Source organism: Chryseobacterium sp. GM_Chr_2 (genome assembly GCF_026540445.1).
Lineage (GTDB): Bacteria > Bacteroidota > Bacteroidia > Flavobacteriales > Weeksellaceae > Chryseobacterium.
In genome coordinates this window covers 701,465-722,339 of record NZ_JALNUD010000001.1, presented here as the reverse complement: position 1 = coordinate 722,339, position 20,875 = coordinate 701,465, and the positions used below count along the sequence as shown (strand labels likewise).

The window sequence follows — 20,875 nt, the reverse complement described above, 5'->3', positions numbered from 1 at the left end:
ACAAAAAACTCATGCCTTTTGACATGAGTTTTATAATACTATTTTGAAGGTTTTATTTATTCTTTTTGTAATAATTAACTCCACATTCTAAGAATTTCTTGAAATCTTCTTTTGGCATATATCCCGAAACCGGAGTGTTGATCACTTTTCCGTCCGGAGTTACCAATACATAATGCGGTTGAGAATTATTATTAAAATTCACCTGTTGGAATAGGCTCCATCGGTCACCGATTGTTTTTACTTTCTTTACCTGTCCGTCACCCAAATCAATTTTTGTTTTTTGGTCTTCAGGAAGCTCTTCTTTATCATCAACATATAAAGATGCTAAAACAATGTCATTTTGAAGAATCGGTAAAATATCCGGCTCGCTCCAAACAAATTCCTCCATTTTTCTACAGTTTTCACAACCGTAACCAGTGAAGTCAATCAAGATCGGTTTGTCTTCTTTTTTAGCCAATTCAATCGCTTTGAAAAAATCGTGTTCAGGATGCATTCCCAAAATTCCGTCTTTTTCGTCATGGAAATAGCTCACATTTAACGGAGGTAAAATTCCGCTTAATAATTGCAATTTCGGACGTTCAGAAGGAATCAATCCCTGAACCAGATAAATCACAAATCCGAATCCTAAAACTCCCAAAATCTTTCTTGTGATGGAGATTTTCGGTTTTTTATCATCGTGCGGGAATCTGATTAATCCAAATAAATATAATGCTAAACCTAACGCCACGATAATCCAAACCGCAATGAAAAGTTCTCTTTTTAATAAGAATGTTTTAGAAACTAAGTCTGCTTTTGATAAGAATTTCAATGCTAAAGCCAATTCCACAAAACCTAAAACCACTTTCACGGTGTTCATCCAGCCTCCCGATTTTGGAAGACTTTGCAATGCTTGTGGGAATAAAGCCAATAGTCCGAAAATAATTGCCCATGCCAATCCGAAGCCTGCCAAAGCAAATGTCAGTAGCATTGGAACGTTTGTAGAACCTGTTACGGCACTTCCCAATAAACTTCCCAAAATTGGACCTGTACATGAGAAAGAAACGATAACCAACGTCAACGCCATGAAGAAAATTCCGATGATTCCACCAGCTTCTTCCGCTTTTGAAGATTTGTTCGCAATTGAGCTTGGCAAAGTAATATCGTAATATCCGAAGAAACTTCCTGCGAAGAAAATGAATATGATGAAGAAGGCGATGTTCAGCCAAACGCTCGTTGAAATTTCGTTGAAAATATTTCCTGCAATTCCGTCAATAATATGGAAAGGAACACTTAATAAAACGAAAATTAAGAAGATGAAAAATCCGTATATCATGGCATCTCTTTTTCCTTTTGCTTTGTTTTTGCTTCCTTTGGTAAAGAATGAAACTGTTAAGGGAATCATTGGGAACACACACGGCGTCAACAATGCAATTAATCCTCCGATAAATCCTAAGAACAAATAAGTCCAATAATTTTCATCCACTTTTGTAGCAGCAGTTCCGCAATCGGTTAAAGGTTTTTGGAAATCAATCGACTCAATTTTTAATTGTTTCGGATCTAATTTCGAAGCCTCTGTTACCGTAACTTCACCTTTTGCCGGATTTTCAACAACTGTTTCTGTCGTTGCCGGAGCAGCTACAGAGTCTTTTGAAGGTTCTGCTTTTTCGTCCGTTTTAGCTTCTTCAGTTGCGCCTTTTGGCGTAACCTGTTTGTTGAATTCTAAGGTATTCGGAGCTAAACAAACGCGATCATCACAAGTCTGATACGTAATTTCTGCAACTACATCAGCCGGTTTTGTTCCGTCTTTTAGCTTAAATTTTTGCTTGAATCCTGCTGAATTGGAATAAAAAACGATCTTTCCGCCAAAAGCTTCAGAAAATTCTTCATGTTTTTTTCCAACTTCCACGAATTTTCCAATCAGCTCAATATTTTTTCCGGAAACTTTATATTCCGTCGGAATTCCCGTATCTTCAGGAATGTCTCTGGAATAAATATGCCAGCCGCTTTCCATCGTGGCATTCAATACAGCTTCGTATTGATTGTTTCCTAATTCGTTGATTGTAAATTTAAATTTTACAGGATTTTTGATTTGTGCATTAATTCCTGTCGCTAAAAACAGCAGAATTAATAAAAACCAGTTTCTAAATTTCATTTTACTTTTCATTAAAAATTTTGAGAATTTTATTCGTCTTCTCATCCCTCGCATATTTTCTATCTTGCCTGAAAGGTATTATTCCTAGGACAGAATTTTCACGATCAGTTAATATCCAGATTTTTTGCCTCGCTAAAATAGATATTTTTTCGTCCCTAAAAAACTTAGAAACTTTCTTTTTCCCTGAAAACCCGACGGGATAAAATTCATCGCCATCCTGTTGTCTTCTTAATCGCAGCGGGAAGCTGATTTTTTCAGCATCATAGCTCCACTCGAAGTTTTTATTGATTTCTTCAATGTCGCTGATTATATTATCGAGATTAATGGTGATTTGGTTTTCCAAAAAGTCAAATTTTTCAATTAAAATAATTTCCTCGTTCGATTTTTTTTCAACATGATCCAACTTCCAGCTTCCATCCTCCGTCTTCCCGCTTATAATCAATTCATCATAATTTACCGTCAGTTGATACTCTTTTGAAAAAAAATGACTTCCGTTTTCAGCTTTAAAAATTTTCGAAATTTCTTCTTCTTGGTTAAAACCGTACTTTTTCAACAATTCAAACTTTACAAAATCACTTTCCTGATTGAGCTTTTGTTTTGATAGAATTTTATGGTCATTGTTAAATGTCGTCAGCCGATTTTCTATTTCCAAGATTTGTTGTTGAACAAAATCTTTGGTCTGATTCAGATAAGAGGCGCTTTTTTTGAAGTTTTCAAGAAAATTATTATTCGTCTCCAATAGTTTAGGAACGATCTCAAGCCTGATTTTATTTCTTAAGTAATCACTTTTTTTATTGGAAAGATCTTCGCGGTAGTCAATATTTTTTTCTCTCGCATAATCGTAGATCTCATCTTTTGTGAAATCTAAAAGGGGTCTCAAAATATGGTTGTCATTGGATGGGATTCCGCTCAACCCATTTATTCCTGATGCTTTTGAAAGATTAATGATAAATGTTTCCAGCTGATCATTCAAATGATGAGCGGTGACCAAAAATTCTAGATTTTGCTTTTCCTGAATCTTTTTAAAGAAATGATAGCGCAATTCTCTTGCCCAAAGCTGAATAGAATTTTCCGGTTTTTGATCTTTTTCTGAAACTGGGTATAGGTGAAATTTGATGTTATTCTTTTCACAGAATTTCTCAACGACCTTCTGATCGAGTTCAGAATCTTCACCGCGAAGTTTGTAATTAATATGTGCAATCTCAAATTGATAACCAGAAGATTGGAATAATGCAGCCAAAACCATAGAATCGGCACCTCCACTCACCGCCAAAAGGTAAGTCTGATTTTCTGGAGAATCTACCAATTTTTTTAATATGTTTTTGAAGTCTGTTTTTGTCAACATCTATGTTGAGGATTTCTTTTATGCAAAGATAATTCATATAATTAAAATGAATTTTCTACCTTTGGTTCGTCTAAAAATGATTATTTATGAAAATTTTTAAAATCTTAGCAGTTTCTGCAATGGTGTTAGGAATGACATCTTGTATTAGCAAAAAGCAATACGACGCATTGAGCTCAAATTACAAGCAATGTATTGAAAACGTGGGGGAAAGACAGAGAGAGATTCAGGATTTAAAATCTCAAAATTCTGCTTTGACGAGTGAGAATAATTTACTAAAAAGCCAGCATGATGCTTTAAAATCATCTTTGGATGCTTGTTTATCAAATTCAGGAAAAAGTTCTGCAAATATTGATAAATTGGTAGGAGAGATCAATGCCTCAAACTCTTACATCAAGCAATTGATTTCTAATAATGCTAAAAATGACAGTTTAAACCTGGCATTATCAAACAAACTGAAAAGATCTTTGGATAATGTAACAGATGAAGATGTACAGGTGAAGGTATTAAAAGGTGTGGTAATGATTTCATTATCAGATAAAATGCTTTACAAAACAGGAGATTATAACATTTTGCCAGCGGCTCAGGAAGTGCTAGGTAAAGTGGCTAAAGTAATCAACGATTACGATAAATATTCTGTATTGATCGAAGGTAACACAGATAATGCAGCATTAAATTCTTCAAGCTTACCAAGAGACAACTGGGATCTTTCTGCGTTGAGAGGTACAGCGGTTGCTAAAATTTTACAGACTCAGTTTGGTGTAGACCCGGCGAGAATTACAGCGGGTGGTCGTTCAGAATACAATCCAAAAGCGACAAACATGAGTGTTTCCGGAAGAGCTGAAAACAGAAGAACAGAAATCATTATTATGCCTAAACTGGATGAGTTTATGAAATTGATGGATATTGCTCCTAAGAAATAAGTTTAAAACTGTTTACAAATAAATAAATCCCGAATTGCTTCGGGATTTTTCTTTTTCATCAAATTAGTTCTTCTTTTTTCAATAATGAAATAATTTTCCGTAAAAATGAATTGGATATTTCGTCATTAGTTTTTTTAGAGGATAAAACCTTTACATCTTTTGATTGTGGTGATTCCTGTTTAATAATTCGTTTTTTCATCGCTTATTATTTTTACCCTCAAGTGTGTGTTTCAATTCCTTGTTGCAAATGTACCACAGTTTTGAATGGTAAACCATCCGTATTTTTACGGTAATTGATATGGGGTTTTCCCGAATTTGATTATATTTAAGTAAATTTGAATAACAAAAACTTTGTAGAATGAGCTTTTTTGAAGAAAAAAATCCTGAAATGGATAGGTACTTGGAAAATCACGCATCTTCCGAACCTGAAATTCTGAAAAAACTAAGAAGAGAGACTTACCAGAAAACAACGCAACCTCATATGATTTCGGGTTATCAGCAGGGGAGGTTATTAACCATGATCTCGCAAATGTTGCAGCCAAAAAATATTCTTGAAATCGGAACTTTTACGGGATATGCTACGCTTTGTCTTACAGCGGGGTTGGCAAAAGACGGGAAAATTACAACGTTGGATGTAAATGAAGATTTAGCCTATTTACCTAGAAAATATTTTGCAGAAAGTGAATATTCAAACCAAATTGATTTTAAACTTCAGGATGCGAAAGAATTTTTAAGAAATACCGATGAAATTTTCGACTTGGTTTTCATTGATGCAGATAAGGAAAATTACGCTGAATATTTTAAATTAATCAAACCAAGAACAAAGTCAGGATCGGTAGTGATGTTCGATAATGTTCTTTGGTACGGAAAAGTTTTGGAAGAAAATCCTAAACAGAAATCGACGCAAATAATCAAGGAATTAAATGATTCCGTGGCAAAAGATGATGATTTTGAAAATCTTATTTTACCTTTGCGTGATGGTGTAAATTTTTTACGCAGAAAATAGAATAAGGCTGAGGTTAAGGTTAAGATTTTTTGCAAAATTTATCAGCCTTAACCTCAATCTAAACCTTTAATATAAATTAATGAATAAAGGAATTTGTATTGTTACAGTAGCGCCTGTGCGTGCAGAAGGATCTGACCGTGCGGAAATCGTTACCGAAATATTGTTTGGAGAAAGTGCAGATATTTTGGAAGTAAATAAAAACTGGACCAAGATAAAAATGCACTACGATGGCTATGAAGGATGGATGGATACGAAACAATTAAAGCCTGTAACAGACGAAGATTTAGCAAAACGAAAAGTAACTGTTGTGACGGAAGATTTTACTTCTGTTCTGATGAATGATGGAAAAACTTTACTTTCGATGGGTTCGGAAGTAGAATTTCCTGTTGTGGCATCCAGAAGAAGTCATGATGTGAGAGAAAGTATTGCTTTAACGGCTAGAGAATTCCTTAATGTTCCTTATTTATGGGGCGGAAAAAGCTTTTTTGCAATTGATTGCTCGGGTCTTACGCAGTTGGTTTATAAAATTCACGGGATCAAATTGCCAAGAGATACTTCGCAGCAGGTAGAAGTGGGAGAATCTTTAACTTTTGTTGAAGAAAGTCAGTTGGGTGATTTGGCTTTTTTTGAAAATCCTGAAGGTAAAATTATTCATGTCGGTATTATGCTGGAAAATCAGAAAATTATTCATGCTTCAGGAAAAGTAAGAATCGATACCCTGGATTCTACAGGTATTTTCAATAAAGAACTCAATAAGCATACTCACAAGCTAAGAGTCATCAAAAGTATTATAAAATAAAAATCGGGTTTGAAGTTTTTCTACAATATATTTATCAGTTTTTTGATTTTTGGAATGAAGGTTTTTTCTTTATTCAATGAGAAAACGAAAAAGGGAGTTGAGGGGCGAAAAAAGTCTTTAGAAAAAGTAAAATCAGCATTAAAAAAATCTGATAAGGTAATCTGGATGCACGCTGCAAGCTTAGGTGAATATGAACAGGGTTTGCCAGTTTTAGAGCAATTAAAACAAAAGTTTCCGACTCATAAAATTCTTGTCACATTTTTTTCTCCGTCTGGCTACGAAAACGTGGTTAAAAAGAAAAATATTGCAGATGTAATTTGCTATTTGCCTTTTGATAAAAAGAAAAGAATTAAAGAATTTACTTCTCATTTTTCTACTGAACTATTTTTTACGGTGAAGTATGATTACTGGTATAATCTTCTGGAAGAACTTAAAAATCAGAATGTAAAAACGTATGTGATCTCCGCTTTGTTTTATGAAAGACAAGCATTTTTCACGTCATACGGAAAATGGTTTGTAAAGCAATTACAACAAAATATTGATTGGTTTTTTCATCAGACGCAGATGTCTTATGTTTTAGCAAAAAGTGTAGGTTTGGAAAATGCTTCTGTAACGGGAGATACAAGATTTGATCGTGTAAAGCAATTGCGTGAAAGAGATAATTCTGTAGATTTTGTAGAAGAATTTATCGGTGAAAATCAAGCTGTTGTTTTTGGAAGTTCCTGGCAGGCTGAAGATAAAATGGCAGAGGAGATTTCGGAGAAAAATCAATTTGTGAAACTGATTATTGCGCCTCATGATTTGAAAAGAGTTCAGAATTTAAAACTGATGTTTCCGGATGCAATTTTGTACAGTGAGATTAATCATTCTTTGCTGGCCGATTCGCAATCGAATGTCTTGATTATTGATAGTATAGGCTTGCTTTCAAAATTATATTCTTACGCAGATATTGCCGTTGTTGGCGGTGGTTTTCATGATGCTGGTCTTCATAATATTTTAGAAGCAGCTACGTTTGGTGTTCCTGTGATTTTCGGAAATAAATACAGGAAAAATCCTGAAGCTGATGAATTAATTGCTTTAGAAGGTGGAAAATCTTTCGAAAATGAAAGTTTAGGGGCTAGTTTTGCTTTATTCCTTCTTGGTGATGAAGAAATGCTTCATTCAATGTCTGAAAATGCTCAGAAATTTGTTGATGCTAAACCCAATTCGACAGAATTAATCATTGAAAAGATTTTATCTTAAAAATCCTTGACTTTTAATGTCTTTAATGATCAATTCAATATTATCAGGAATTCTGTCAGAAGTAAGCCAGTTAAAATCTAAACCATTATTGATACAAAGTTTTTGCAAATAATGATTTTTCTGAATTTGGTCGTGAAGCTTATCTAAATATTCATCAATTTCTATCCAATAATCTTCATCTAATTTTTTAGTTAAAGTTAAAGCTTTGAAAATTTTATTGATGAGATAAATATATAATTTGTACACATTATCAAATCGTTGTGTTCTCAAATCTTCATTGTAATCAAGAATTTTATTGATCATTAATAAGTTTAAAGAAATATCTCCAAATTTATCTGTGGTAATCTTTACGTGTTCAGTAATTTCTGCGCTTAGTTTTCGGATAATTCCCAGAAAATATTGTTGATTTCCGATGTATTTTGAAGCCAAAAGAACTTTTTCAGCAATGATTTCTTCCATTGCATCTCTTTTGTTGTCGGTGGTTTCCGGATCAATTAATTCGAAATACAATTTTTTAGACAAAAGCTTATCTTTCTTCAGCAATCTGAAAATAAGACGGTCTTTTTCTATGGATGAAAAATTACTCAGTGCTGCTTTAAATTCTTTAGAATATTCCATTAATTAAATATTTTTGAATATTTCAGGAAACCGTTCATTGCCCAATTGGCAGTGTAATATAAAGATTTTATTGTTGAAAATCCCATAAAATCTTTATACACCAAATATTGATCAACAATAATATTTTTTTTCTTTCTCGAAACGCTGTTTTCGCGCATTCTGTATTTTGCCAATGTCTTTTTTACGGGATGACCTTCAGGAATTTCTTTCAATAAATTCAGCCACATGACATGATCTTCGCGTTTACTTTTTACAGGAAAGAAAAATTTTCCAACTCTTTTGGTATCATACATCGTTGAAACCGGAGCCAGCCTGCAGGTTTTAAGCAAATTAGAAAAAGTAACAATCTTATCTGCCATAAAATCCTTTAAAATAGGTTCCATCGTATGCTCATCACATCTCGAATAGTTGCTATACACCAATTCTACGTTGTTTTCCTGCATATAATTTGTCATTGTTTCCAGATATTCGGGATACCAGAGGTCGTCAGAATCTAAGAAGGCAATATATCTTCCCTGCGCTCTTTCAAGGCTTTTATTACGGGCATTTCCGGCGCCGCCGTTTACTTCTAATGCTTCCAGTTTTATTCTGGGATCATTGTATTTTCGGATGATTTCAACAGTGTTATCTTTAGACAAATCATCGGTAATCAGCCATTCCCAGTTTTCGTAGGTTTGGTTAAGTACAGATTGTATAGTCTCCTCGATGAATTCTGCAGAGTTATAACAAGGCGTGATAATGGAAACGAGATCTTTCATTTGTGATGTAAAATTATAAAAATTTCTTTTCGTATAAATGCCAAGAAGCAATTCCTACTCCAATCACGACCAGCATACAGATAATGCCCATGAAATAAGGATTGTAATCTGTAAATAATCCTAACGTCGCAAAAACTCGGATGATCGGGAAGTGGAAAATATAAATTCCGTAAGTGAAATCTCCATACTTTCCGAAGTTGTTTAAAAACTTGAAAGAATAGGCGATATACAGAACAATAATGCTGATCATAATAGGCGAGAACAGTTTAATTTTTAAAATTAAATCAATCCAAACCGTTACAAAGGCAATGACAAAAAGAATGTTTTTATGTTGAATAAATTTTTCGAAATTAAAGTAAACCAGCATTCCGCCAATAAAATAGCACAGTGCGCCCGGAATTTGTCTTGATAATTCTACTTTTCCGATGTGTTCAAAATAATTCAGATAAGCTAGAGAAAGAAAATAGAAGACAATCAAGCTGATATTTCTGTATTTATTATTCTTTCCAAAAAATAAAAATAAAACAGGGACTAAAAAATAAAAGCACATTTCGATTTTCAATGTCCAAAGTGCTCCGTTTACAGCTCCGTTCCCGAAAACTCCGGGAAGGTTGGGAGCCATGAAATTCATAAATACAGAATTCCATAAAAAATATTTATGCGTTTGCGAGCTGCTGAAATATTCGGCAAAAGAAACGGTGCTTACAAGACTTAACAATACAGTACAAAGAACTACCACCAGCCAATAACCGGGAAGGATTCTTTTAAGCCTTTTCATGACGTATTTTTTCAAAGTGCTCGTTCTTTCGTAGCTGCGGGCAATTAGAAAACCACTTACGATGAAGAAGGCAAAAACAGCGACTTCTACAGGGCTGTGTTTTAGAAATTCTAAATCTGCAGAGGCACTCAGATAGCCTAAATGACCAACAAAAACGATGAAAGCGAGGAGAACACGGATAAAATCAAAATTATTTTTCGCGATGTCTTGCATTTGTATATTTTTAACAAAAATAGTTTTTTATTTTGAAGTTTGTGTTAAGCCTACGTAAGCAAAGGTGTTTTGTGATGATTTACAGGATTAAATTTTTTTTCGGAGGTATAATTTTTTTGAATATCTTTGAAAATGTAAATTTCAGCAACGTTTTTTACAAAAAATGATTAAATAAAGTAAAAAAATTATAATTTTAAGGCCTGAAAAATTTGATATGAAGAAATTAGCATTACTATTTGCAGGAGTATCGTTATTAGCAATGAGCGGATGTAAAGACGATGTAACTGAGCAAGTGTTTCCATTGGTAGGGAAGTGGCAGCCGATAAAAGAGGTAAGAACAGTAGTGGAAACGGGAGAAGATCCTTATTCTGATACTATTGATTATACAGACTGCCAGAAATCTTCAAGATGGGATTTCTTCGAAGCAGGAAACGGAAAAAGAACGGACAGAGAAGAGGTAGGCGGAGCTTGTAGTGCAGTTGCAGATTATAATTTTTCATATACTTATGATAAGAGTTCTACACAATTTGAAATAAAATATCAGGGAATTGTAGAATCTGAAAAAGGTAAAGTAACGCGTTTGGATGCCAATACATTGAATCTTAAGTTTGAAGATACGTCTGAGCTAGGTGTATATGAGTCTACAACCATTACGTATACAAGAATCCCGCAATAATTTTCAGCAAAGAATTAAATGCAAAATAAATATAAAGGTCTCATCTTCGGATGAGATTTTTTTTGTTGGTATCTTTATGATAATTAATTATAAATTCAATTTCCATTTCTTTTAAAATTATTAAATTTGTGAAAATTAGAATTAGATTTCATCATAAAATTAAATCTGATATCTAAAGTCTAACATCTAACATCTATTATATAAAGTGTTTTACGATCATCAGCAGATAGAAAAAAAGTGGCAGAAATACTGGGAAGACAACCAAACGTACAAGACTTCCAATAACACAGACAAACCGAAATTTTATGTTCTCGATATGTTTCCGTATCCTTCAGGGGCAGGGCTTCACGTAGGTCACCCGCTGGGATATATTGCTTCCGATATTTATGCGAGATATAAAAGACATCAAGGTTTTAATGTGCTCCACCCGGTTGGTTATGACAGTTTCGGGCTTCCTGCTGAACAGTACGCTATTCAGACAGGGCAACATCCTGCGATTACGACTGAGCAAAACATTAATAGATACGAAGAGCAATTAAGAAAAATTGGTTTCTCTTTCGACTGGAGCAGAGAACTAAGAACTTCTGACGCTTCTTATTATAAATGGACCCAATGGATTTTCATTGAGTTGTTCCATTCATGGTATAATAAGGATACAGATAAAGCAGAATCTATTTCTACTTTAATTAAACATTTCGAAGAAAAAGGAACGGAAGGTTTAAACGCCAATCAAAACGATGAATTACATTTCACGGCAGAAGAATGGAAATCTGCTTCTGAAATTGATAAAGAAGATATCCTTTTAAATTACCGTTTAGCGTACAGAGCAGAAACAACGGTAAACTGGTGTCCTGCTTTAGGAACCGTGTTGGCTAACGACGAAATAAAAGACGGAAAATCCGAAAGAGGAGGTTTCCCTGTTTTCCAAAAGAAAATGATGCAGTGGAGCATGAGAATTTCTGCTTACTCTGAAAGATTATTGCAAGGTCTGAAAACTTTAGACTGGCCACAACCGTTGAAAGATTCTCAGGAATACTGGATCGGAAAATCTCAGGGAGCACAAGTGAAATTTGATGTTGATGGTCATAACGAAATTGTTGAGGTTTTTACCACAAGACCTGACACGATCTTCGGAGCAACTTTCATGGTATTGGCTCCTGAAAATCCTTTAGTGGAAACCATTACAACAGCTGAACAAAAAGCTGAGGTAGAAAATTATATTGAAGAAACTTCTAAAAAATCTGAAAGAGACAGAATGTCTGACGTGAAAAACGTTTCAGGTGCTTTCACAGGAAGTTACGCGATCAACCCTTTCAGCAATGAAAAGATGCCGATCTATATTTCAGATTATGTGTTGATGGGGTACGGAACGGGTGCTGTAATGGCCGTTCCTGCACATGATGAGCGTGATCATAGATTTGCGAAGAAATTTAATTTAGAAATTAAAAAAGTAGTTGAGACGGACGAAGACGTTCAGGAAGCTTCTTTTGATTCTAAAACAAGTGTGTGTGTAAATTCTGATTTCTTAAACGGATTAAGTTATGATGAAGCGAAAGCTTTGGTAATTTCAGCGGTTGAAAAAAGAGGAATCGGGCACGGAACGACAAACTACAGACAGCGTGATGCCATTTTCTCAAGACAAAGATATTGGGGCGAGCCGGTTCCTATCTATTATAAGGATGGAATGCCGTACACGTTACCAAATGCTGCATTGCCTTTGGAACTTCCTGAAGTTGAAAAATATTTGCCGACTGAAGACGGAGATCCGCCATTAGGAAATGCAAAAACTTTTGCTTGGGACGAAGTGAACCAAAAAGTTGTAGATACTCATTTAATTGACGAAAAAACTATTTTCCCGCTAGAATTATCTACCATGCCGGGTTGGGCAGGGAGTTCTTGGTATTTCCTAAGATATATGGATCCTAATGATCAGGAAGCTTTCGTTAAAAAAGAACTGGCAGATTATTGGGGACAAGTAGATTTATACATCGGTGGTAGCGAGCACGCAACTGGTCACTTGCTATATTCTCGTTTCTGGAATATGTTCTTAAAGGATAGAGCGTTTATTAGTCATGATGAACCTTTCCAAAAGTTGATTAACCAAGGAATGATTTTGGGGATGAGTGCTTTTGTATATAGAATTGATGGTACAAATCAATATGTATCTAAAAATTTAGCAAAAGATTATACAACTCAAGCAATTCACGTTGATGTATCTTTATTAAAAGGAACTACTGATGAATTGGATACTGAAGCGTTCAAAGCTTGGAGACCAGATTATGCCAATGCAGAATTTATTTTAGAAGACGGAAAATACATCACTGGCCGTGAAGTAGAAAAAATGTCTAAGTCTAAATACAATGTGGTAAATCCAGATGATATCTGTAACGAATACGGAGCAGACGGTTTAAGATTGTATGAAATGTTCTTAGGTCCGTTGGAGCAATCTAAACCTTGGAACACGCAAGGTCTAAGCGGAGTGTATGGTTTCCTTAAAAAATTCTGGAATCTGTATTTCAATGGAGAAACTTTTGAAGTTTCAGACGAAGAGCCTACAAAAGCTGAATATAAAGTTTTGCATACATTAATAAAGAAGGTAGTTTATGATATCGAAAACTTCTCTTTCAATACGTCTGTATCTTCATTTATGATCGCTGTAAATGAATTACAAAAAATAAAATGTAACAAACGCAATATTTTAGAACCTCTTGCCGTTATCATTTCTCCTTATGCGCCGCACATTTGTGAAGAGCTTTGGAGTTTATTAGGGAATAAAGAATCTATCGAATTCGAAAAATTCCCTGTGTTGAACGAGGATTACCTTGTGGAAGATGAAATTGAATATCCGGTGAGTGTAAATGGTAAAATGAAGTTCAAAATTTCACTTTCTGCTCAACTTTCGGCGAAGGAGGTGGAAGATTTGGTGATTCAAAGCGAAAAAATCCAGCAGATTTTGGAAGGAAAAACTCCGAAAAAAATCATTGTGGTGCATCACCGAATTGTGAATATAGTAATTTAAAAAAAAATTAACATTGGGAAATTAAAAAAAATGAAGGGTGAAATTTTTTAATTTTTTAACGTAAATGTTAAAATTGAGAAAAATTTCTAATTTTTTGAAAAATAATTATAATATCGAAATCGTATTAAAATTTCTTTATCAAAAAAAACTAAAATGTTTATTTAAGACTCTTGCATTTTAATTAATTTTGCCTTTAATTTACACCCTGTAAAATTTTAAAACAATATAATTTAGTTAAATATGGAAATGAATGTTTCAAAAAATGATGAGCAAGTAGTTGCTAGAAAAGCAGGAGGTCTTAATCCAGCTGTTATTATTCCTATTCTATTTTTAATAGGAGTTGCTATTTATTTATTCGTTCTTGGTAACCCAGGAAATTTCAAAGATGCAGAAAAACTAGGCGGTGGTTCTGTTGCTTTCTCAAGTGTTGAAGGAAAAGACATTCACCCAGAGTCGTTTTTAGGTATTATTTACAAAGGAGGGGTTATCGTACCTATCTTGATTACTTTCATGATTACTGTAATCGTTTTCTCTTTTGAAAGATATTTCGTTCTTGGTAAAGCTGCAGGAAAAGGAAACCTAGACAACTTCGTAGTACAAGTAAGAAGCTTGTTGAACAACAACAAAATCGATGAAGCTTTAGAAGAGTGCGACAGACAACAAGGTTCTGTAGGTAACGTAGTGAAAGAAGGTCTTACTACTTACAAAGCGCTTTCTCACGATACTACTTTAAATAAAGAGCAAAAAATGGTAGCGCTTAACAAAGCTATCGAAGAAGCTACAACTCTTGAAATGCCAATGCTAGAGAAAAACATGATGATTCTTTCTACATTAGGTACTGTTGCAACATTAGTAGCACTATTAGGAACGGTAATCGGGATGATTAAAGCATTCTTCGCGTTAGGTTCTGGAGGTGGTACTCCTGATGCTGCTGCACTTTCTACTGGTATCTCTGAGGCCTTGATTAACACGGCATTAGGTATTGGTACTTCAGCTATCGCTATCATCCTTTATAACTTCTTTACTTCTAAAATCGACGGATTAACTTATAAGATCGACGAGATCGCAATGAGCATCCAGCAGTCTTTCGCTGAATTCAACTAAGAATTTTAGCAAGGAATTTGTATAAGTAAAAAGAAGTTTAATTAAAAATCATTAATAATAATGGCGAGAGTCAAACCAAAAAGACATGGAGTAGTGACGGATATGACGGCAATGTGTGACGTTGCGTTCCTACTACTTACGTTCTTTATCTTGACCACTCAGTTTAAAAAACCTGACGTGGAGCAGATTAAACCGCCATCTTCAATATCAGAGAAGTTACTTCCTGATGCAAGTTTGATGACTATCAACGCTACGCCGGACGGAAAATTTTATTTCCAGCCAGTAGAAAATGCATCTGAGAGATTGCAGCTTTTAGACAATATGGGTAAAAAGTATGGTATTACTTTTGACAATAACGAAAAAGCTTCATTCCAGAAAGTACAAGCGATCGGCGTTCCTATGAACCAGCTGAAAAGCTATCTTGATTTGTCAGATGAAGAGCAGAAAAATTTTAAGAGTCCTACAGGGATTCCTATGGATAGTACAAATAAGCAGTTAGTAGACTGGGTACAACAAAGTTTAAGCGTAAATCCTGATTACAAATTAGCAATCAAGGGTGACGTTACTACTGAGTATCCGAAAGTTAAAAGCCTATTTGAGGGTTTAAGAGATATCGATTTTCTTAAATTTTGGTTGATTACATCACAAGAAGGTAAACCTTAATATCATTTAGAAATGGCAGAAGTACAAGTACAGGAAAAAGGCGGGAAAGGCGGCAAGGTTCGATCCAAGAAGCAGAATACCCGCGTAGATATGACTCCGATGGTGGACTTAGGGTTTCTTTTGATTACCTTCTTTATGTTTACAACCACATTCTCTAAACCGAATGTAATGGATTTGGGTCTTCCGGCAAAACCGAAAGATGAAAAACAAAAACCACCTCCAACAGAAATTAAACTTTCTAACTCCATCTCTTTATTATTAGGTAAAGACAACAGAATTTTCTGGCACCAACAAGATAATACATCTTTAACAGATCAGAACCTGAACGAAACTAACTTCGACAGAGAAGGGATTAGAAAAGTAATTGAGCAGGCAAAAGCAAACGCGGCTGATAAAACTAAGTTTACTGTTATTATCAAACCGACTGACGATGCTGTATATAAAAACTTTGTGGATATTCTTGACGAAATGGCAATTACAAAGAGCGAACAGTACGGGGTTACCGACTTGAAGCCTTGGGAAAAAGCTATTTACGATAAGAAAGTTGGTAATTCAGGAGCTCCGGCTGCTGCACCAGCTGCAAAGTAATTTAACCATAAAATTGTATATCTATGGCAGATGAAAATGTATACAATTCTAATCTAACTTTAGATGAGATTGTATTTGAAAATAGAAACAAGGAGTATGGTGCATACGATCTTAGACATCAGTATCCAAGATTACTGACAAAATCTTTTATCGTTGGAACAGCATTATTCCTAATTGCGGCTTTGTCTCCGTTCATTTATCTTACCATTAAGAGACTTACTGAACCACCTAAGCAAGAAGTGAAGGCAGATTTGGTAGAAATTCTTCAGGAAGATAAAATTATTGAGCAACCAAAAGAAGAAGAACCACCTCCACCACCTCCACCTCCAAAAGAGGAAGAAAAAATCGAGGTTATTCAGAACGTGGTTCCTGAGCCTGTGAAAGCTCCAAAAATTGAGACTCCACCACCACCAATTTCTAAGCAATTAGAAACCACAACTGGTTTGGTAGCTCAGGAAGGTGTAAAAGCTCCGGCTTATACGCCACCACCGCCACCACCATCTACAGGTACTAAAGCTTCAACAGCTGAAGTTAAACCTCAGGTGAGTGATACTCAGGTGTATACGGAGGTAGAGCAAACTGCGGAATTCCCAGGAGGTATTAACTCTTTCAGAAAGAAAGTAGGTGATAACTTCGACGGATCTGCGATGAATGGTGACGAGGGTACGGTAAAAACAGAAATCACTTTCGTAGTTGAAAGGGATGGAAGTATTACTGACGTGAAGGCTAGCGGAGGAAACTCTGACTTCAACTCAGAAGCTATCAGAACTATTAAGTCTATTAAAAATAAATGGACTCCTGCAAAAATCAATGGTCAATCTGTTCGTTACCGATTCAGATTACCTTTAACGATGAATTTTGAAGGATAATTTATCTTTAAATAATAATTAAAAAAGAGAAGCTTATGCTTCTCTTTTTATTTTTTTTGGTATTTTTGTTACATGATGTTCAATTGGTTATCCCTTGTTACGGGATTATTTTATATCGTTTTAGGAATTGTAGTTATTATTTATAAATTCTTTTTTACAATTCTAGAACCTGCAGTAGCCTATGGATTAGGCGCACTTCTAATACTTTACGGAGTATTCAGAATCTATAGAGCTATTTCAAAAATTAAAAATTCTGGTGATGAAAAATAGTGTTAAACTAATAATGCTGCTTTTCATTAGTATGATTGCTATTAATTGCAAGCAGGAAGATAAATCTCCGTCTTATCATAAAGGTGATTTAACCATTCTTACGGATGAATCTTTTAAAAGTGTAACTGAAGCATTAGCAGAAGGTTATATGATTAATTATCCTGAGACAAAAATTAAAATTGTAACAAGGAAAGAAGACCTAGGTTTTCTTGATCTTTTGCAGGATAAAGCGAGAATTGCTGTGATGTCTAAGGAGCTTAATCCTGAGGAAATTAAAGCCTATGAAGAACAAGTAGATCTTAAATTTTTACCCGCGAAATTTGCTGCTGATGCGGTGATTTTTATCGTTCCTAAAGATTCTCCGAAGAATTCTATTACGATGGATGAAATTAAGAACGGGTTGGCATCGGAGAACAAAGAGTTTATCTTTGACGGAGCAAATTCCAGTAACATAAATTTCGTTGCTCAAAAGCTTAAAAAGGAGCCAAAAGATTTAAAATTTTCCGTACTTCCTGGAAGTAAAAATATCATTGAAGAGTTAAACAAATTTCCTGGTAAAATTGGAGTTATTGGTTTGAATACCTTCAGCAGACCTTATGATAAAACTTCAGAACAGCTGAGAGATTTAGTTAAAATTTTACCTATTGAGAATAAAGGAGTATTGTATAATCCGGATTCTACAGGATTAAGAGAAATGAAATATCCGTTTACGCGTGTATTGTATTTTTTAACAAATGAAGGAAACTTTAACATAGCCAACGGATTTATCAGATATTCATGTACCCAATTGGGGCAAATGATTGTACAGAAGGAAGGTTTGCAGCCTTACAATATTTACAGAAGAGAAGTGCAAATGCGTTAAAAAGTATTAAATAAACCTTTTACCCGAAATAAATACACTATTTTGGTCTGAAAATTGTGTTTACAGTAATTCGAAATTTAGATTAGAAAATATAAAATGAAAGATATAATGAATATGAATGTAAAGAAGATTGCTTTTGGAGCAGCCGTGGTATTTTTTGCCAACTTTGCCTCTGCGCAAACGTTACAAGATGGTATTAACAGCATTGACAGCGACAAGTTTGCTCAAGCAAAAACTAATTTTACTAACATGATTGCTACGGCTCCTACGGCTGAAAATTATTTCTATTTAGGAAATACTTTCTTAAAGCAGGGAGAGCCTGATTTTGCTTCGGCTACTGAAAACTTTAACAAAGGGATTGCTGCAGACGGTAAAAGTTACCTAAACAAAATTGGTTTGGCTGCAGTGAAGTTAGGAAAAGGTGACAAATCTGCAATTGCTGAAATTCAGAAGATTGTAACAGATTCAAGAGAGAAAGATGCAGAAGTACTTTTCAGAGCGGCAGAAGCATTAACTTTATTTGAAAATAATAACTCTCCAGACCTTGCTATTCAGTTCCTGAACAAAGCAATCGAGAGAGCGTCTAAAAAAGAAGTTCCTGCATATTACTACTATACCTTAGGAGATGCATACAGATTAAAGAGAATTCCTGGTGATGCGATGACGGCTTATGACAAAGCGTTACCTTTAGCTAAAAACAAAGCTTCTGTTTATACAAGAATCGGTACTTTGTGGATGGCTGCTCAACAGTGGCAACAGGCTAAAACAAGTATAGAAAAAGCAATCGCTACAGATGCTACGTATGCACCTGCGTACAAGGCTTTAGCTGCTTATGATATTAAATATCAGCAAAATGCTAAAGCGACTCAGGATTTGATCAACTATACAAAATATGCTGACGAAGATCCGTATACTCAGTTAGAAATTGCTAAATTATACTTCACAAACGAAGATTATGCTAATTCTAAAACAGTTTTAGATAAAATTTTTGATAAAGTACAAGACCCGATTAAGTTTAAATTAAGAGCTTATCAATTATATGCTGAAGGAAAATATTCTGAAGCAAAACAAGCAATGGATACTTTCGTATCTCAGGCAGAAAAGTCAAGAGTTCAGCCTGCTGACCAAGGTTTACAAGGTCTAATTGCTGCTGGTTTGGCTAAAACTGAAACAGATGCTGCTAAAAAATCTGCTTTAACAACAGAGTCTCAGCAAAAGATTGCTATTGCTAAAGCGGCTAAAGATGAAACAATGAAGTGGGATCTTGAATTGGCAAACATCTCTGGAGGTGGTGCTGTTTCTCAGTCTTCTGTTGATGCAGGACCTACAAACCCTACGATTGAAGGGTTGAAGCAAAAAGTTGCTGCTAATGCGCAAGATTCAGATTCTTTATTCAAATTAGCAACAGCGTATCAGGATGCTAAAAACTGGAACGGAGCTATCCTTACATGGCAGAAAATGATTGCTCTTTTACCAGATTGGGCGCCTGCATATTACAGCCAAGGATATTCTTACCAACAAGCGGGTAACAATGATGCAGCTAAAATTGCTTACGAAAAATTCATCAGCACAGTAAAACCTGCTGATCAGGAAGCAAACAAGCAGACTTTAGCATATGCTTACTTTGCAGTAGCTTATATGAGCAAAGACTCTGATGTTGCTAAAACTAAAGATTATCTTGCTAAATCTTTACAGTTAGATCCAACTTATCAGGATGCTGTAAAATTAAATGCAGAGATCAACAAGTAATTTAAAATTTAAATTATAGATATAAAAACTTCCCATTCGTAATGTTTGGGGAGTTTTTGTTTTAATGACTATATTTGAAAGTACGAATGTTGTAAGAGTAATTCTTAAGCGTTCTGTCTTACAAATTAAAGAATCAAACAAAAAATGAAAACAGATATACTTGCTTTTGGTGCTCATCCGGATGATGTGGAATTAGGATGTGGGGGAACAATTGCCAAATTAGTTTCTGAAGGAAAGATTTGCGCAATCGTAGATCTTACAAGAGGAGAATTGGGAACCAGAGGTACAGATGAAACCAGAAGAATAGAAGCAGCAGATTCTGCAAAGATCTTAGGAGTGGCTGCCAGAGAGAACTTGGCAATGAAGGATGGCTTTTTGGAAAACTCAGAAGAATATCAAATGAGGATCGTAAAAATGGTTCGTAAATATAGGCCAGAAATCGTCTTAGCTAATGCGATTGATGATAGACATCCAGATCATGCAAAAGGAGCTAAATTAGTGTCGGATGCGTGCTTTTTGTCTGGGCTGAGAAAAATTGAAACGGTTTTAGACGGAGAAAATCAGGAAGTGTGGAGACCGAAGCATATTTTCCATTATATTCAGTGGAAAGATATCAAACCGGAATTCGTAATCGACATCTCAAATCACTTAGATAAAAAAATTGAAGCGTGCATGGCTTTCAAAACTCAGTTTTATGATCCAACTTCTAAGGAACCGGAGACGCCAATTACGTCAAAAGACTTTTACGAGAGCTTAACTTACCGTGCACAGGATTTAGGGCGATTATCGGGAGTGACTTATGCTGAGGGCTTTACGTCTGAAAAGTTAATTTCTTTGAAAAATTTTGATGGAATAGTTTGGTAATTCAAAAATCTTACCTATATTTGCAGCACGAAAAACGGTGATTGTAGCTCAGTTGGTTAGAGCGTCGGATTGTGGTTCCGAAGGTCGTGGGTTCGAGACCCATCATTCACCCAAGAAAAGTACACTTTTTAAAAGTGTACTTTTTTATTTTATAATATTTCTACATTCCATTTTAAATCGTATTATCTTCTAAATACAACATTTTATATAATGAAATTCCGAGTGTATTTAATCTCAGGCTTGGTAATGGGGATTTTTCTAACATAAATTATGTGTTTTCAAGTTTTTGTATCATTTACCAATTCATGTTAATAAAACACTATTTAGTGTTCAAATTTTCATTAATTGTTTGATACTCCATAAAGAAAGTATATTTTTGCAGTCCACAACATGAGAAATCA

Annotated in this window: 19 protein-coding genes and 1 tRNA gene; 15 read left to right on the top strand and 5 right to left on the bottom strand. The window is 34.8% G+C overall.

Going from position 1 to position 20,875, the window contains the following annotated elements; genetic code table 11:
* Positions 1–52 precede the first annotated feature (52 nt).
* Both OXQ85_RS03200 and tilS read right to left on the bottom strand, forming a co-directional pair.
* Positions 53–2,131 (bottom strand): thioredoxin family protein, encoded by a 2,079-nt coding sequence (locus tag OXQ85_RS03200; RefSeq protein WP_267402337.1) that lies wholly within the window; start codon positions 2,129–2,131, stop codon positions 53–55.
* Position 2,132: 1 nt separating this feature from the next.
* Complete coding sequence (gene tilS, locus OXQ85_RS03195) at positions 2,133–3,476, bottom strand: tRNA lysidine(34) synthetase TilS (RefSeq protein WP_267402336.1); 1,344 nt, start codon at positions 3,474–3,476, stop codon at positions 2,133–2,135.
* 86 nt (positions 3,477–3,562) lie between these two features.
* On the opposite strand from tilS, the gene OXQ85_RS03190 reads away from it, so the two are divergent.
* The 4 genes from OXQ85_RS03190 to OXQ85_RS03175 all read left to right on the top strand — a co-directional run bounded on the left by OXQ85_RS03190 (position 3,563) and on the right by OXQ85_RS03175 (position 7,443).
* Positions 3,563–4,396 carry an OmpA family protein gene (locus OXQ85_RS03190; RefSeq protein ID WP_267402334.1) on the top strand — a complete coding sequence of 278 codons (834 nt, stop codon included), beginning with the start codon at positions 3,563–3,565 and terminating at the stop codon, positions 4,394–4,396.
* A gap of 358 nt (positions 4,397–4,754) precedes the next feature.
* Positions 4,755–5,402, top strand: coding sequence for an O-methyltransferase (locus OXQ85_RS03185; RefSeq protein WP_267402333.1), 648 nt, complete (start codon positions 4,755–4,757; stop codon positions 5,400–5,402).
* Positions 5,403–5,481: 79 nt separating this feature from the next.
* Positions 5,482–6,201: a C40 family peptidase gene (locus OXQ85_RS03180; RefSeq protein ID WP_267402332.1), complete on the top strand. Its 720-nt coding sequence runs from the start codon at positions 5,482–5,484 to the stop codon at positions 6,199–6,201.
* Between the two features lie 9 nt (positions 6,202–6,210).
* Positions 6,211–7,443: a glycosyltransferase N-terminal domain-containing protein gene (locus OXQ85_RS03175; protein WP_267402330.1), complete on the top strand. Its 1,233-nt coding sequence runs from the start codon at positions 6,211–6,213 to the stop codon at positions 7,441–7,443.
* Here the strand turns inward: OXQ85_RS03175 and OXQ85_RS03170 are convergent.
* Genes OXQ85_RS03170 through OXQ85_RS03160 form a run of 3 tightly spaced genes read right to left on the bottom strand, consistent with a single transcriptional unit; the run spans position 7,435 to position 9,810 of the window.
* The gene (locus OXQ85_RS03170) at positions 7,435–8,061 is read right to left on the bottom strand and encodes a deoxyuridine 5'-triphosphate nucleotidohydrolase (protein ID WP_267402328.1); all 627 of its coding nucleotides are present in this window, start codon (positions 8,059–8,061) and stop codon (positions 7,435–7,437) included. The genes OXQ85_RS03175 and OXQ85_RS03170 overlap by 9 nt on opposite strands.
* Positions 8,061–8,819: a glycosyltransferase gene (locus tag OXQ85_RS03165; RefSeq protein ID WP_267402326.1), complete on the bottom strand. Its 759-nt coding sequence runs from the start codon at positions 8,817–8,819 to the stop codon at positions 8,061–8,063. The genes OXQ85_RS03170 and OXQ85_RS03165 overlap by 1 nt, the downstream gene beginning before the upstream one ends.
* Before the next feature lie 13 nt (positions 8,820–8,832).
* Positions 8,833–9,810 carry an acyltransferase gene (locus OXQ85_RS03160; protein WP_267402324.1) on the bottom strand — a complete coding sequence of 326 codons (978 nt, stop codon included), beginning with the start codon at positions 9,808–9,810 and terminating at the stop codon, positions 8,833–8,835.
* 214 nt (positions 9,811–10,024) lie between these two features.
* Between OXQ85_RS03160 and OXQ85_RS03155 the strand changes: the two genes are divergently transcribed.
* The 11 genes from OXQ85_RS03155 (at position 10,025) to OXQ85_RS03105 (ending at position 20,586) form a co-directional block, all read left to right on the top strand.
* Positions 10,025–10,486 (top strand): lipocalin family protein, encoded by a 462-nt coding sequence (locus OXQ85_RS03155; protein WP_267402322.1) that lies wholly within the window; start codon positions 10,025–10,027, stop codon positions 10,484–10,486.
* Between the two features lie 205 nt (positions 10,487–10,691).
* Positions 10,692–13,505 (top strand): leucine--tRNA ligase, encoded by a 2,814-nt coding sequence (gene leuS / locus OXQ85_RS03150; protein ID WP_267402320.1) that lies wholly within the window; start codon positions 10,692–10,694, stop codon positions 13,503–13,505.
* A gap of 240 nt (positions 13,506–13,745) precedes the next feature.
* Entirely contained in the window at positions 13,746–14,609 is an 864-nt protein-coding gene (locus tag OXQ85_RS03145) for a MotA/TolQ/ExbB proton channel family protein (RefSeq protein ID WP_267402318.1), read from the top strand.
* Between the two features lie 60 nt (positions 14,610–14,669).
* Positions 14,670–15,272, top strand: a complete 603-nt coding sequence (locus OXQ85_RS03140; protein ID WP_267402316.1) for a biopolymer transporter ExbD — start codon at positions 14,670–14,672, stop codon at positions 15,270–15,272.
* A gap of 12 nt (positions 15,273–15,284) precedes the next feature.
* The gene (locus OXQ85_RS03135; RefSeq protein ID WP_267402314.1) at positions 15,285–15,860 is read left to right on the top strand and encodes a biopolymer transporter ExbD; all 576 of its coding nucleotides are present in this window, start codon (positions 15,285–15,287) and stop codon (positions 15,858–15,860) included.
* A gap of 23 nt (positions 15,861–15,883) precedes the next feature.
* Positions 15,884–16,729, top strand: a complete 846-nt coding sequence (locus OXQ85_RS03130; protein ID WP_267402312.1) for an energy transducer TonB — start codon at positions 15,884–15,886, stop codon at positions 16,727–16,729.
* Positions 16,730–16,801: 72 nt separating this feature from the next.
* Positions 16,802–16,999: a DUF308 domain-containing protein gene (locus OXQ85_RS03125; RefSeq protein WP_312394519.1), complete on the top strand. Its 198-nt coding sequence runs from the start codon at positions 16,802–16,804 to the stop codon at positions 16,997–16,999.
* On the top strand, positions 16,989–17,861 hold the full coding sequence (locus OXQ85_RS03120) for a substrate-binding domain-containing protein (RefSeq protein ID WP_267402310.1): 873 nt from the start codon (positions 16,989–16,991) through the stop codon (positions 17,859–17,861). The genes OXQ85_RS03125 and OXQ85_RS03120 overlap by 11 nt, the downstream gene beginning before the upstream one ends.
* Positions 17,862–17,957: 96 nt before the next feature.
* A complete protein-coding gene (locus OXQ85_RS03115) occupies positions 17,958–19,610 on the top strand; it encodes a tetratricopeptide repeat protein (protein WP_267402309.1) in 1,653 nt (550 codons plus the stop codon).
* A 144-nt stretch (positions 19,611–19,754) separates the two neighbouring features.
* Positions 19,755–20,474, top strand: coding sequence for a bacillithiol biosynthesis deacetylase BshB1 (gene bshB1, locus OXQ85_RS03110; RefSeq protein WP_267402307.1), 720 nt, complete (start codon positions 19,755–19,757; stop codon positions 20,472–20,474).
* A gap of 36 nt (positions 20,475–20,510) precedes the next feature.
* Positions 20,511–20,586: transfer RNA gene (locus tag OXQ85_RS03105), tRNA-His, on the top strand.
* The last annotated feature ends 289 nt before the right edge of the window (positions 20,587–20,875 follow it).

Bases quoted from the DNA above. Each gene is read 5' to 3' on its own strand.
- OXQ85_RS03200 (WP_267402337.1), bottom strand. From the start codon at position 2,131: ATGAAATTTAGAAACTGGTTTTTATTAATTCTGCTGTTTTTAGCGACA.
- tilS (WP_267402336.1), bottom strand. From the start codon at position 3,476: ATGTTGACAAAAACAGACTTCAAAAACATATTAAAAAAATTGGTAGAT.
- OXQ85_RS03190 (WP_267402334.1), top strand. From the start codon at position 3,563: ATGAAAATTTTTAAAATCTTAGCAGTTTCTGCAATGGTGTTAGGAATG.
- OXQ85_RS03185 (WP_267402333.1), top strand. From the start codon at position 4,755: ATGAGCTTTTTTGAAGAAAAAAATCCTGAAATGGATAGGTACTTGGAA.
- OXQ85_RS03180 (WP_267402332.1), top strand. From the start codon at position 5,482: ATGAATAAAGGAATTTGTATTGTTACAGTAGCGCCTGTGCGTGCAGAA.
- OXQ85_RS03170 (WP_267402328.1), bottom strand. From the start codon at position 8,061: ATGGAATATTCTAAAGAATTTAAAGCAGCACTGAGTAATTTTTCATCC.
- OXQ85_RS03165 (WP_267402326.1), bottom strand. From the start codon at position 8,819: ATGAAAGATCTCGTTTCCATTATCACGCCTTGTTATAACTCTGCAGAA.
- OXQ85_RS03160 (WP_267402324.1), bottom strand. From the start codon at position 9,810: ATGCAAGACATCGCGAAAAATAATTTTGATTTTATCCGTGTTCTCCTC.
- OXQ85_RS03155 (WP_267402322.1), top strand. From the start codon at position 10,025: ATGAAGAAATTAGCATTACTATTTGCAGGAGTATCGTTATTAGCAATG.
- OXQ85_RS03145 (WP_267402318.1), top strand. From the start codon at position 13,746: ATGGAAATGAATGTTTCAAAAAATGATGAGCAAGTAGTTGCTAGAAAA.
- OXQ85_RS03140 (WP_267402316.1), top strand. From the start codon at position 14,670: ATGGCGAGAGTCAAACCAAAAAGACATGGAGTAGTGACGGATATGACG.
- OXQ85_RS03135 (WP_267402314.1), top strand. From the start codon at position 15,285: ATGGCAGAAGTACAAGTACAGGAAAAAGGCGGGAAAGGCGGCAAGGTT.
- OXQ85_RS03130 (WP_267402312.1), top strand. From the start codon at position 15,884: ATGGCAGATGAAAATGTATACAATTCTAATCTAACTTTAGATGAGATT.
- OXQ85_RS03125 (WP_312394519.1), top strand. From the start codon at position 16,802: ATGATGTTCAATTGGTTATCCCTTGTTACGGGATTATTTTATATCGTT.
- OXQ85_RS03120 (WP_267402310.1), top strand. From the start codon at position 16,989: ATGAAAAATAGTGTTAAACTAATAATGCTGCTTTTCATTAGTATGATT.
- OXQ85_RS03115 (WP_267402309.1), top strand. From the start codon at position 17,958: ATGAAAGATATAATGAATATGAATGTAAAGAAGATTGCTTTTGGAGCA.
- bshB1 (WP_267402307.1), top strand. From the start codon at position 19,755: ATGAAAACAGATATACTTGCTTTTGGTGCTCATCCGGATGATGTGGAA.